The sequence below is a fragment of the Halalkalibacter flavus genome (assembly GCF_036663575.1).
GTDB classification, from domain to species: Bacteria; Bacillota; Bacilli; order Bacillales; family Bacillaceae_D; genus Halalkalibacter; species Halalkalibacter flavus.
Map to the genome: position 1 here is coordinate 54725 of NZ_JAWRVK010000005.1, position 12977 is coordinate 67701.

Annotated in this window: 14 protein-coding genes, 2 pseudogenes and 1 riboswitch; of the genes and pseudogenes, 12 read left to right on the forward strand and 4 right to left on the reverse strand. The window is 39.7% G+C overall.

What is annotated here, in order from left to right; genetic code table 11:
• Positions 1–52: 52 nt before the first annotated feature.
• Positions 53–691, reverse strand: coding sequence for a YigZ family protein (locus SAY88_RS04910; protein ID WP_332629832.1), 639 nt, complete (start codon positions 689–691; stop codon positions 53–55).
• A gap of 244 nt (positions 692–935) precedes the next feature.
• Here SAY88_RS04910 and SAY88_RS04915 point away from each other — a divergent pair, with 244 nt between their 5' ends.
• From SAY88_RS04915 to csrA, 8 genes and pseudogenes are all read left to right on the forward strand, one after another.
• The gene (locus tag SAY88_RS04915; protein WP_332629833.1) at positions 936–2069 is read left to right on the forward strand and encodes a sensor histidine kinase; all 1134 of its coding nucleotides are present in this window, start codon (positions 936–938) and stop codon (positions 2067–2069) included.
• 57 nt (positions 2070–2126) lie between these two features.
• Positions 2127–2831: a response regulator gene (locus tag SAY88_RS04920; protein WP_431308840.1), complete on the forward strand. Its 705-nt coding sequence runs from the start codon at positions 2127–2129 to the stop codon at positions 2829–2831.
• 275 nt (positions 2832–3106) lie between these two features.
• Positions 3107–3961, forward strand: coding sequence for a DegV family protein (locus SAY88_RS04925; protein ID WP_332629837.1), 855 nt, complete (start codon positions 3107–3109; stop codon positions 3959–3961).
• Between the two features lie 72 nt (positions 3962–4033).
• Positions 4034–5398, forward strand: coding sequence for an ATP-dependent helicase ComFA (locus SAY88_RS04930; RefSeq protein ID WP_332629839.1), 1365 nt, complete (start codon positions 4034–4036; stop codon positions 5396–5398).
• A complete protein-coding gene (locus tag SAY88_RS04935; protein ID WP_332629841.1) occupies positions 5395–6093 on the forward strand; it encodes a ComF family protein in 699 nt (232 codons plus the stop codon). Before SAY88_RS04930 ends, SAY88_RS04935 begins: the two co-directional genes overlap by 4 nt.
• A gap of 51 nt (positions 6094–6144) precedes the next feature.
• Positions 6145–6402 (forward strand): hypothetical protein, encoded by a 258-nt coding sequence (locus SAY88_RS04940; protein ID WP_332629843.1) that lies wholly within the window; start codon positions 6145–6147, stop codon positions 6400–6402.
• Positions 6403–6657: 255 nt separating this feature from the next.
• Positions 6658–7023 (forward strand): hypothetical protein, encoded by a 366-nt coding sequence (locus SAY88_RS04945; RefSeq protein ID WP_332629844.1) that lies wholly within the window; start codon positions 6658–6660, stop codon positions 7021–7023.
• A 290-nt stretch (positions 7024–7313) separates the two neighbouring features.
• Positions 7314–7527 (forward strand): annotated as a pseudogene (csrA, locus tag SAY88_RS04950) (carbon storage regulator CsrA).
• Positions 7528–7567: 40 nt separating this feature from the next.
• Here the strand turns inward: csrA and SAY88_RS04955 are convergent.
• The gene (locus SAY88_RS04955) at positions 7568–7738 is read right to left on the reverse strand and encodes a hypothetical protein (RefSeq protein ID WP_332629846.1); all 171 of its coding nucleotides are present in this window, start codon (positions 7736–7738) and stop codon (positions 7568–7570) included.
• 164 nt (positions 7739–7902) lie between these two features.
• Positions 7903–8364 (reverse strand): chemotaxis protein CheX, encoded by a 462-nt coding sequence (locus SAY88_RS04960; protein ID WP_332629848.1) that lies wholly within the window; start codon positions 8362–8364, stop codon positions 7903–7905.
• A gap of 112 nt (positions 8365–8476) precedes the next feature.
• A riboswitch (cyclic di-GMP riboswitch) is annotated at positions 8477–8563 on the reverse strand.
• Positions 8564–8670: 107 nt separating this feature from the next.
• Here SAY88_RS04960 and SAY88_RS04965 point away from each other — a divergent pair.
• From SAY88_RS04965 to sigY, 3 genes and pseudogenes are all read left to right on the forward strand, one after another.
• A complete protein-coding gene (locus tag SAY88_RS04965; RefSeq protein ID WP_332629850.1) occupies positions 8671–9003 on the forward strand; it encodes a PD-(D/E)XK nuclease family transposase in 333 nt (110 codons plus the stop codon).
• Entirely contained in the window at positions 9004–9213 is a 210-nt protein-coding gene (locus SAY88_RS04970; protein ID WP_332629852.1) for an RpnC/YadD family protein, read from the forward strand. It begins immediately after the preceding gene.
• Positions 9214–9378: 165 nt separating this feature from the next.
• Positions 9379–9963: pseudogene (gene sigY, locus SAY88_RS04975) on the forward strand (RNA polymerase sigma factor SigY).
• A 514-nt stretch (positions 9964–10477) separates the two neighbouring features.
• Here the strand turns inward: sigY and SAY88_RS04980 are convergent.
• The gene (locus SAY88_RS04980) at positions 10478–11416 is read right to left on the reverse strand and encodes a DUF6612 family protein (RefSeq protein ID WP_332629853.1); all 939 of its coding nucleotides are present in this window, start codon (positions 11414–11416) and stop codon (positions 10478–10480) included.
• A 545-nt stretch (positions 11417–11961) separates the two neighbouring features.
• On the opposite strand from SAY88_RS04980, the gene SAY88_RS04985 reads away from it, so the two are divergent.
• Complete coding sequence (locus SAY88_RS04985) at positions 11962–12159, forward strand: cold shock domain-containing protein (protein WP_012960443.1); 198 nt, start codon at positions 11962–11964, stop codon at positions 12157–12159.
• The last annotated feature ends 818 nt before the right edge of the window (positions 12160–12977 follow it).

The following is a 12977-nucleotide window of genomic DNA, read 5'->3' on the forward strand; positions in this document are numbered from 1 at the left end:
CTTCCTCTATGTAAATACCTATACCTCATTAGGGTAGGGGTCAGACCCCTCTTTACTCCACTAAAGTCTCCAAATACGTTTCTTCGCCTTGGCGAATCCTTGCTTGTCCATTTGTCATGTTTGTCATCCATTCTTCAAACGCCTCAAGATCATCAACCTCGACATACGTCTGGACATCAACTTGCTCCAAGTATTCAGTGCCTTTCATTTGATAAGGCGATTCTCTTAACGCGTGTTCGACCTTTCCGAGCCAGTGGTAGTCCACTTCTGTATGAACGACTTTCACCAGTGAACGCTTAACGACACCAACGGCATTGAGCCCCTCACTGACTGCGCCGCCGTACGCGCGGATCAAGCCGCCAGCACCAAGTTTGATCCCACCAAAGTAGCGGGTAACAACGACGACTGTGTCTTTCAGCCCACGCTTTTTTAATACCTCAAGCATCGGCACACCTGCTGTACCACTAGGCTCGCCGTCGTCATTGGCTTTTTGAATTTCGTCGCGTTCGCCGATCATATAGGCAGAGCAATTATGATTTGCATTCCAGTGTTCTTTTTTAATCCGTTCAATAAATGCTTGAGCTTCTTCTTCTGTTTCAACACGATCAAAAAACGCAATAAAGCGTGACTTTTGAATGACGATTTCATGTTCACCTGGTCCTTTTACCGTGTGATAGGTTGCTAGAGCCATAACTTATTCCCCCTTCTTTTTTCATAGTTTTACAAAACTGAGCAATCATTATGTAATAAAGCTATGGTACGATAGATTCGTTGTAGTCTCCCATCCTCAAATACCTATTCCTTCTTAACTAATAATAGCGCCCAAAAAAAGATTTATGCGTTATTTCGTTGAAGATGTTGTAAAATAAGGATATCGAATTCTTTTTTACATAGCAACTGGATCGTTTTATCTTCAACTAAAGGTTGGTGTTGGTATGACAGACACAAAAATTTTGGACAAGATTATAGATCAAACGTTAGATACAGTAGGCCAAAGTCGTGAACAAATTTTTGAAATTGAGGAATATTCAAGGCTCGAACAACAAGCACTTGAAAAAGAGTTAGAAGAAGTCCGAATGAAAGTAATAGAAGTTATCGAAAAAACGGACAAGACACAAGTGTACGCTCGACTTGCACGCAGCCGATTAGTTGAAGTTAGTAAAGCCTTCGATAAATTTACAAATGAGGAAGTTCGCATTACCTATGAAAAAGCGAATAACTATCAGGTGAAACTAGCTGTTTTAAAACAAGAAGAAATTCAATTACGGGATAAACGTGACCAAATTGAACGAAGGCTGATTAATTTGAAGGATACGGTCATGCGAGCAGAACAACTTTCTGGGCAAATGTCTATCGTAAACAAATTCCTATCTAGTAACATTAAGCAAGTTACTGATGTTATCGAGGATGCGCGCGAAAAGCAAGCATTTGGACTGAAAATCATTGAGGCTCAGGAGGATGAGCGGAAAAAGATTTCACGAGAAATCCATGATGGGCCTGCCCAAATGATGGCTAATGTGATGCTGCGTTCTGAGCTAATTGAACGAATTTATCAAGAAAAAGGAATAGATGAAGCGCTGAACGAGATTAGAGACATGAAAAAAATGGTAAAATCCTCACTTGCGGAAGTGAGAAGAATTATTTACGATTTGAGACCAATGGCGCTTGATGACCTCGGATTAATTCCTACTTTAAAAAAGTATTTGAGAACATTTGAAGAGCATAATCAAGTATCTGTAGTGTTTCAACATTTCGGTAAAGATGAGCGACTGCCTCAAGAATTAGAAATTGCCTTATTTCGTCTCGTACAAGAATCGGTACAAAATGCCTATAAGCATGCTGAACCGACGGAGATTCAAGTGAAAATTGAAATCAAGACAAACAAGGTTATAATGATAATTAAAGATGATGGCAAAGGCTTTGATCCTGCTCAGAAAAAGGAAGGATCATTTGGATTAATCGGAATGAAAGAAAGAGTGAACATGCTAAAAGGTGAGATGAAGATTCAATCAGAATTAAAGGTTGGAACGATTGTCATCATTGGCATCCCATTAAATTCTGCAAAGTAACATACGATAAAAAATATGTAACTAGTAAAAAAACATGTCAGCGGAGAGGTGAAAATGATGAGTGAAGTCAAAGAGAAAATTAAAATCGTCATCATTGATGACCATCAGTTATTTCGTGAGGGAGTCAAGCGAATTTTATCGATGGAACCTGAATTTGATATTGTGGCAGATGGTCAAGACGGCTCACAAGCGATTGAACTTGTAAAAATCCATCGTCCTGATGTCATTCTTATGGATATAAATATGCCGCAAATGAGCGGAGTGGAAGCAACAAAAGAACTCATTCAAACGTTCCCAAATGCCAAAGTGTTAATTTTATCAATCCATGATGATGAGTCATATGTGACGCATGTATTAAAGACAGGGGCATCTGGCTACTTATTAAAAGAGATGGATGCATCAGCACTAATTGAAGCGGTAAAAGTTGTTGCCTCAGGTGGAGCATACATACATCCAAAGGTTACACATAACTTGATTAATGAATACCGCAGACTTGCAACGGAAGATGATCTTCATGAAGAATCAATTGGCTTCCGTGAAGTTGAATATCGCAAACCACTACATATTCTCACTCGTCGTGAATGTGAAGTGCTGCAACTAATGACAGATGGGCAAAGCAATCGTGCCATTGGGGAAACGTTATTCATTAGTGAAAAAACGGTTAAAAACCACGTCAGCAATATTTTACAAAAGATGAGTGTAAATGACCGAACACAAGCTGTAGTTGAAGCAATAAAAAAAGGATATGTGATTGTTAGGTAACGATGAAGAGAGATAGCAGACGATGCTTTCTCTCTTTTTTGATAAAAAATCCTGAAAGTATACTCAAAAGAAGAGCAATGGTCCCACTCGTCGCGCGATTATTTTGAGAAGACCACTCAGAATAGCCTTAAAAGAAGGCGACGGCTCCGCACATTACCTATAGAAAAAGCCGCATACGGCTTTTTCTTGAAAGCTTAGACATTTCCATGTACAGTAAGAATAGAGATTTCCCAGTCATTAGAAGTAGAGACTTTGAAAAAAGAGAGGACCTTTGCATGAATAAGAGTGTTGCTGTTGTAACGGATAGTACAGCCTATATACCTAAAGACATTTGTAACGAATTATCAATTGAGATGGTTCCTCTTAATGTTGTGTTCGGAGAGAAGTCATACCAAGAAGAGATCGACTTGACGACTGATCAATTTTATGAGGAAATGAAAACAGCGGAGCAGCTCCCAAAGACATCTCAGCCTGCGATTGGGGATTTCGTTACATTATTTGAGCGTCTTGCCAAAGAAGGCTACAAACAAGTGGTAACGATTCATTTGTCGAGCAAAATTAGCGGTACCTTTCAATCGGCAATGAGTGCTGGAGAAATGGTTGAAGACATCGAAGTGCTTGGGTTTGATACAGAAGTAAGTTGTGCACCTCAAGGCTATTATGTTCTTGAGGCAGCCAAAATGGCGAATGCTGGAGAAGATGGCTATACTATCATTGAGAAATTAATTTCGCTAAAAGAAACGTCGAAAGCGTACTTTATGGTTGATGATCTTAACCATTTGCACCGCGGCGGAAGACTTTCGGGAGCGCAGTTACTTGTCGGAAACCTGCTGAAGATTAAGCCAATCTTGCATTTTGAAGAAGGAAGCATCGTTCCTTACGAAAAGGTGAGAACAGAGAAAAAAGCATTATCGCGTATCGTTCAATTGCTAGAAGAAGACTTGAATAAAGGTGGCAATTTTATCGCTACGGTTATCCATGCGGACAACCTAGAAGGAGCTAAGCAGCTTCAAGCGACGATCACCGAACGTTTTAATGACGTTACCGTAGATATAAGCTACTTCGGACCGGTCATTGGTACGCATTTAGGTGCCGGCAGTCTAGGCTTATCTTGGCAAAAACAAAACTAGTTATAAAATCAAAGAGCATGCTGACATCCCTATGTTGCGTGCTCTTTCTTTAAAAAAATGAGGTGATCCCTGATGAAACTGTCCCCGCAAATTGAATCACTTGCCCAATTTCTCGCAGGAAAACGACTCCTTCTTTCGGAAATTCCTTTCCAGCAAGATGTAATTACGGAAGCGCTGGCACAAAACGTTATCGAAAAAGTAAGTGGGTTACATGAAAATGGAAATAGCCTCAAGTGCAAGCGTTGCGGCAATCAAGATCGCTCATTATTTGGCGTCCATCATTGTGCTCGTTGTGAGCAAGACTGTTCATATTGTCGTCACTGCTTACAGCTTGGAAAAATCAGTAGCTGTCAACAATTGTACTCGTGGAGTGGACCGCCAACCTCTCACGGCAATCTACAAGATACGCTAAAATGGCAAGGAGAATTGTCTCCTGGACAAAAACAAGCTTCCAAATCAGTCATTCAAGCCATTATCGACCAGACAGAATTACTCGTTTGGGCCGTATGTGGTGCAGGAAAAACGGAGGTACTGTTTCACGGTTTAGAAAGAGCTTTTGCCACAGGGAAACGAGTCCTCATTGCCACCCCACGTACTGATGTTGTAAAAGAGCTGTACCCCCGCATCCAAGCTAGTTTCACGCAAGTCTCCATTACTGCCTTGTATGGCGGCAGCAAAATCCGGCATTCGAATGCACAACTCGTTCTCGCTACAACTCACCAAACGATGCGCTTTTACAAAGCGTTTGATGTAGTTATTGTCGATGAAGTCGATGCCTTTCCATTTTCTTATGATGAAAGCCTTCAATATGCTGTTGATCATGCGAAAAAACCAATAGCAACAACGATCCTCTTAAGTGCAACCCCATCAGCCCAATTAGTCAAAAAACGTTCCCTCAACATTGTGAAAATTCCAAAGAGATATCACGGATTTCCTCTCCCCGTTCCTCGATTTCAATGGATAGGTAATTGGAAAAAGCAAGTTAAAAAGAGTCAACTCCCACCCAAGATACATCACTGGATCCAAACGTATTTCGCTAAGAAAAAACTACTTCTCCTCTTTGTCCCTTCTGTATCCACTCTTGCAACGATTTCACAAATCTTGATAAAAAACTCCATTGAACATGCTTCTGTTCATGCGGCTGACCCTAATCGTCACGAAGCAGTACAAGCATTTCGACGCAAAAACATATCACTGATGGTAACGACAACGATCCTTGAACGCGGAGTTACATTTCCTGGTGTACAAGTGGCGGTACTTGGGTCAGAGGATGATGTGTTTACAGAAGCGGCGCTTGTTCAAATCTCTGGGCGTGTTGGAAGGAAAAAAGAAACACCTACTGGCGATATTGTCTTTTTTCATTACGGAGTAACTAAGGCGATGCGTGCAGCGCAGGCTCATATCGAACAAATGAATCGTGAAGGAGGATTTTCATGAACAGATGCTTAGCTTGTCATGGAACGTATTATGATCAGCCAGGGTGGAGGCGCTTGTTGATGATCGAGCAACTATCACAGATTTGCCAAACTTGTGAATCGAAATTAGTTTTGATTAGTGGACGCCGTTGTATAAAATGCTCTCGCTCATTAGATCAGCTATCTCAAACATATAGAAAAGGGGAACAATGCCTGGACTGCTGGCGCTGGGATCAGCAAGGGGAGATACTTGAGAAGAATCTTTCCATTTATGAATACAATGCCTTTTTAAAGGAATGGTTAGCCACGTTTAAGTTCCGTGGTGATGCGATTATTGCGTCTTTTTTTACAAATAAATTAGCCAACATGTATGAGAAACATTTTCAAGGGTATGTACCAGTACCAATGCCATTAAGTAATGAACGTCTTCTTGCGAGAGGATTCAATCAGTCTAGTTTACTGATGAAAGGATGGGCCGATGCCATAGATAGTTTAGTAAGAACAGAAGGAGAAAAACAAAGCAAAAAGAACCGTAAACAACGAATTAGACAATTCAAACAAAATCCATTTTCTTTCAAAAGCGAAAGCGATGTAAAAGGAAAAAACATGGTACTTATTGATGATATTTACACAACAGGGACAACTGTGAGACAAGCAGCAAGGGTGTTACAGGAACACGGAGCAACAAAAGTAGCTTCGTTAACGATTGCAAGATAAATCTAACAGTTGTTAAGACATTCGCTATAAGCAAGAGGAGGGGGAAAAGCTATGAAAGATGTAGCGAACTGCCCGAAGTGTGGGCAGATTTTTGTAAAAGCGCTTCGACTAATTTGTCAGCATTGTTATAAAGAGCAAGAAACGAACTATGAAACGGTTTCGAAAATTATGAGACGAAAACAGAATCGAATGGCGTCGATTCGAGAATTACATGATGGGGTTGTGAAGTGGCAAGCAGAAACGTACGTAAAGCAAAAAAATCAAATTTCCTTTCAAGTTGTTGGTGGCAATGTGAATATGGTGTTGTAGAGAAGTCGGGATGCGGCTTTTTGTTGTTCAGGTAATTAAAAAGCGAACTACACACATGGCTTTCAAACAAAAACGTTCTGTCGATTTGTTTAATTATTAAGGAAATAACTAACACCTTTCCCGGGAAATCGACAAAGGAATTGGGGAATAATGGCTTAACATAAGAGAGGAAGTAAGACTGACTTTACAATTTCCCGTCTTCGACATAAACTGATAGAGAGATTAGTGCTCAATAATAATTTGGAGGTGGGTGTGATGGAAAAGGAAATCTTAACCCTTTTAAAACAAATGAATGAGAAATTGGACAAGCAGTTTGAACAGATCGATGTTAGGTTTGGTAGGATCGAAGAAAAGTTAGACAGGGTAGAACAGAGATTAGATGGAGTCGAAGAACGATTAGATAGGGTAGAGACTCGCCTCGACCAACATGAGCGACTATTAGAATCTTTGATTAAAATGACTGCACAAAACACAGAAGACATCACAGCACTCCGAACAGAAACGAATGAACGCTTTGACAAACTAGAGCTCTCCTACTATAAAATGACTGCTGACATTAACCTCCTATTCCAAGAAACCCAAACAAACAAGCGTGATATAGCATTATTAAAAAATCAATAACCGTTAGCTCCCCACTTGAATGTTTGAGGGGGGATTTTTTTATCATAGAGGGCCCCTGGTCATGTAAGAAGAATGACAAATTGTGTTATGTTACAATGAAGCTAATAGTAACTAGTATAGATGGAATAAGAGAGGCTACGATGAAACTAGAAACGAAATACCAAGGTCAGAAGTACATAAGAAGTCTCACTTTCAAAAGCGGGAATCCCTTTTTCAAACGTAATGACTCTTTCTTCATTCACTTCGCATGCTATTTTAAAAGAGCCTGTAGCAGCGAGGGGGAAAAGTAAATGCTTGTTCTCTCTAGAAAGGTAAAAGAAGCGATTCAAATTGGTGATGATATTGAGCTAAAAATCATTGCCATTGAAGGTGACCAAGTAAAGATCGGTAAAGATGCCCCCGAGACATGTGGAAATAAATCGCAAAGAAGTATATTTGGCGATTCAGGAAGAGAATAGTGCGGTGGCACAGACGGTTTCAGTCAATGTATTGAAAGGGGTTTAGAAAGTGAAATTATTAAAAGGATCTTTCATTAACTTATAAGTTAAAACTTTCTAACGGACTCCTGCAATTCCTCAGCCATTCTCGATAACATCTCAGCCGATGCAGAGATCTCTTGCATCGTTGCCGTTTGCTCTTCTACAGCAGCAGCGACATTTTTGTGAGTAAGATGATGCGTTTTCCGCGATCGTAGACGCTTCTTTAATAGATTCAAGCATGTTATTGTGCCAAGGGCATTTTGCTGAACAGCAACAGATTAGTGTTTGTTCTAATGGTAAGATTCATGAACTAAGTACGTTTTTTCGTTTTTTTTTTCGTTTGTCCCTTTTTTCTTTTCTTAATTCAATGGGGTACCTCCAAGTAAGCGTTGATCTGCGATTAATCTATTAATAAGTAAATATCCATATCCCCAGTGTTACCAAATGAGACAGGGACTTGCATTCCTTTGTCAAACTCGGTTAGTACCGTGCTTTCTTTTATTACAAAAGGAGTGGTAATATTCGTAGGCATACCATACTCAACAATGATTGTCGAAAAACTACCAGCTACCATATTTCCTAGTTCACCAATGAACGAATCTAGCATCTCACCCTCGAGTGACATCCCGGACATGGATTGACCAATTGCTGAGAAGACTGAAATATCTCCAGTCATTACTAACTTCCCTTTAATATCACCCGTAATTTTAATGGAAACACCATAATCTAGAAAGATTGATTGTTCAGTTATTTGTGGAGAGGAGTTTGTCAGATGGAGAGGGACGACATTTTTTATAGAGGTGATGATTCCTTGCAATAAATTAATGTTTGTCTGATATGTCATATCTGTTGTAGAAATCATGTTTAATCCTCCTTGTATTAATAGAGTGGTTCATTCTGTAAAAATAGTGCGTACAAAAAATGGCTACTCCTAAAGAGGAATAGCCAAATAAACATAGTTCGAACACTATCACTTTGGTAACCAGGCGAACATAGTATGGATATACCTTAGTCCCTAGGCTTTGCGTCCTACACTTTCGAGTAGTTTGCCTTTTTCAATTATATATGTAGATCTTTTGCCTTATTATCATATAATGAAAAATATGATAATTCAACTGATTATTACAAAATTCTACAAGCTTATTAGAAAAAATCTAGAAATAGAAAAATGAAACTCTTGATCTCGTTAGTAGTCGCAATTAACCTCATCGATTTTAATTATTTTCAATCTGCCGATTACCGAAGAAGTTTTGAACTTAAAGAAGATGGCACACTAGAACCGTATCCAAATGATTTATTAAGATTGCACTTCTTTGAAATGCCAAAGTTTAAAAATTTAGAGCAAAATGGAAAGATTGTACCGAATGATCGGATGGCAAAATGGCTAGGCTTTTTAACAAATACGGATGATACGAGGTGGGCCGAAATGGCGAAACAAGATCCGATGTTGGAGCTAAGTGTGGAAAAATTAAGGCTTGCAAGCATGGACCCAGAAATTTGAATGCAGTACGAAGCTCGTGAGAAAGCATTAAGGGATATTGAGTCTATTCGAGATGATGCTTTAGAAGAAGGGAATTGGAAGGAAAGAAAGAAGGAAGAGGAAGTGGCTTCAACGCTGCTTAAGGAAGGGATGGACATACAGTTTGTCATTCGTATGACTGGACTTTCAAAGGAAGTTGTAGAAAAGATAGCAACGAAGCTCGATAACTAAAGATGATCAAATGGATAAAGTCAGCTCATAAGGAGAGCTGGCTTTTTCATACATTCTCAAGCTCTTTATGACTACCACTTAACAACTGAGATAAAATAAAATAACAAATGAACGATTCACGACTGCCAATCGTCATATAACTGAATATGCAGAAAGGGGTCTTTTATGGAACATGAGGAGGACGTTCGTTTAATTGAAAAAGCGCTGGATGGCGATGATGATGCGTTCGCCCATCTCTTTCAACGTTATTATTCTTTCTTATATAAATATCTTTTTAAATTGACGCTTGATGAGGAAGTGAGCAGTGATCTGGCACAGGAGACGATGATTAAGTGCTACACTTGTCTTTCCTCGTACCAGGGGGAGGCGAAGTTTTCGACGTGGATGATTTCGATTGCGTCGAGGTTGTACATGGATTCTCTCCGGAAGAAGAAGCGTGAGCGAAAGTGGCTCGACCAAGTGAGGCAGACGTTATCACGGCAGCTTTCTTGGCAGGCGGATACGAAGGGGATGTAATGGAGCGATGTGTTTGCTGACTTTAATCAGCTTGATGCGGATATGAGGGTGCCGATTCTTCTGCATCATTATTATGGGTTTACGTATGGCGAGATTGGAAAGATGATTGGCATTCGCGAGGGTACGGTGAAATCGCGGGTTCACAATGGGATTAAACAAATACGAAAGGAGTGGGATGATGAAGCGAGGATCAGGAGCAAATCCGCAAATTGCAGCAGGATTGGAAGCAGTTAGATGAACTAGGTGATCGTTTATTCGCTTCGTTTGGAGAAATTAAGGAGATGGACGCTCATGCTAAGTAGTTTGGTCGTTTATAGCCTTTGGGTTGTATTTATTGTGGCTGTTACCATTTTAGCAGGGAAAAAAATAACGGGGGAATAGCAGGAGTTAGTGTTCTTTCTTTAGGGGTGTTTAGTCTTTTAACGACGCTGTTTCCAAAGTATATGGAATGGAGTCCGGGGAATATCCGGGGTCAGGCATCAATTCTCTTATTAGAAGGGGAATGGGTTCGCTCGGTTTGGATTGTTGTGGGGAGTACGGTTGGATTCTCGATTCTATTCTTTTTACTTGCGGTGTTTATGTTTAAGAGGTTTGAGAGTTATCATGGATGAGAAGGGGAGCGGCTCAATTTTTGAGTCGTTTTTTACTATTTGCTCTTTACATAGTAAGGAGGTAGGTATATAACGGGAATGTATGTTCTTGTTAACTGTAAAAAAAGAGTGATACCATGTAGGTACCACCCTGTGTTTTAAAAGCCAATGGGCTCTTCGACATGCTTGAAATCATTCATGTCAAAGTTATGTACGTCTTCAAATTCTGACAAGTATAGGTTGAACTCTTCGGCATCTTCCAACGCTTCTTGTGGAACAACAATCTCTGTAATTTCATTAAAGTGATCGAGTGTTTCGGTTACACTGATTTCTCTTTTAATGGAATCTTCGTCCAAAGACAAGTCTAGCACGAGCGACATGGTCCACTCTGTTTGTAGAAATGTCTCCTTCTCAATCAACAACTGATACTCTAATTTGTTAATGTCGGCCATCGTCATGAATTCTTCTAGTTCTGCAGCTAGCTCATCCAACATTAGGTGATTTAATTCTAGAGCAAAAGCCGTTAGGACATCAGGGTTTGCCTCAAATGTTAGAATGAAATGTGATTCATTTTCTTCATAGGTAAGCTGTTCTGTGTACTTAGCTAACATCTCTAAGTGTTGTTCTTGTGGGTTTACCTGTTCTTCTTCAATTGCGATAATTTCATACGTTACATCTTCTGGGTATGTGAACCAAGTATCTTCTAAACCGTCTCTAAAATATATGCCGTCCTCCACTACATAAATATCTGTAATGAAGTCGCCCATAATAGGTACTTCGGACACTCTCTTTCTATACATTGATAACGGGGCTTGGATCACTTCTGTGTATAAACTAGATGTCGTGGAAAAGGGCTCTTCATTTGGCAATGAGATATCTTGTGTTAATTCTTTTGTTGATGAGAAACTCTCTACATGTTGCAGTTCGCCAAGTGACTTCAATAAGATTTCTTCGACTGTTAGGGTGTCTTCAGTTTCACTTTCTCTTGCTTCTTCCTTGTCTTCTTGCGTTGGCTCTGCTTGAATGACAGGGTTCGTTTTGCTGCAAGCCGCAAGAAAAACAAATGCACTTACTAGTAGGAACCATTTATATGCCATTTAGTTCCTCCCTCCCAAAATGATAGAACACTTTATTTTAACAAACATTTTTTCTGAATTATAGAGACAAAAGGCAGAAATAAAAAATGTACACTTCCTCATACTTGAGTCAGTGTACATCATAAGCTAAAATGGGCACGTGCTAGAAGAATCTGCAGGTCTAGTGGCCGCGATTTAGCAGGAAGGATTATCTAATGTTTTTGGAAAATATGTAGTACTTTGTAAGTATTTGTTTGAATATGTTTTTATTTTACTGTGAAAAAAGTATGTATACAATAAAACCGTTAGGAAATCATACATAGTAACAGAAATAAATCTGAATTGTATCATTCAGTTTATTTCTAAAAACATTTGTGGGCAAATTTGTTAGGGAAAGGTAAATGTAGGTAAGCGATTACATTTTTCGACAAAAGTAACCTCTACATGTTGACTTTTGCCGAGTTGTCAGACGTTTCAAGCGTTTGACAAAGGCGTGAGAGCGCTGTTATATTTAACATGTGGAAAAAATCACCACAGTATTTTAGTTACGAAGGGAATGTGAAAGCATGCAAGGTAAAGTAAAATGGTTTAACGCAGAAAAAGGTTTTGGATTTATTGAGCGCGAAGATGGGGACGATGTATTCGTACATTTCTCAGCTATCAACTCTGAAGGATTCAAGTCTTTAGACGAAGGTCAAGACGTAGAATTTGAAATCGTTGAAGGTGCTCGTGGTCCACAAGCTGCGAACGTAGTTAAGCTTTAATTCACATTCCTGGGTAGGAAATGAATCATAGCTAAAACCATACGCCTATCTCAGTTTTTCTGGGATAGGCTTTTTAGTGTTATAAGAAAAAGGTCGGTTTTACCTTTTTCTTATAACACTAAGCGGTGAGCGGAACCGCCGTTATGTTTTAAGCCTTTTAAGCGATCTTCTTAAAAGGCGCACGGCGAGAGGAGCCACCGCCACGTGTTCGCACGATTAATGGGAGAGGGTTGGCTTTACTTTATCTCCATTAAACAGGTAGCGGAACCGCCGTTATGTTTTAAGCCTTTTAAGCGATCTTCTTAAAAGGCGCACGGCAAGAGGAGCCACCGCCACGTGTTCGCACGATTAATGGGGGAGGGTTGGCTTTACTTTATCTCCATTAAACAGGTAGCGGAACCGCCGTTATGTTTTAAGCTTTTTGAGAGCACTTCTCAAAAGGCGCACGGCGAGAGAAGCTACCGCCCCATGTTTGCAATATTAATGGGAGAGGTTAGTTTTATCGTTAGCTGAACCGCCTCATGTATGCACTGCTAATGGAGAAATGTAGCTTTTCACTTTTATTAATAGAAGCTGCGAGAAAGACCTGCCAATGTTCTAAGCTAGTGATAGTGTTGTCATTGCCCTTGCTCGCACGATTAAGACCTGTCTGAATGTTCATTTTAAAAAAAGTAAGCAACAAGTAAAGTCATCTCCATAAATTTGGAAATTAAAAAGGGGCAAAACAGTACTGAAACAAAGGAATTCCTCATAAAATACAACCGACACCATTGTAACAAAAGCGACACAAATTTTATTTTTTTTGTGTTTAAGCAGGA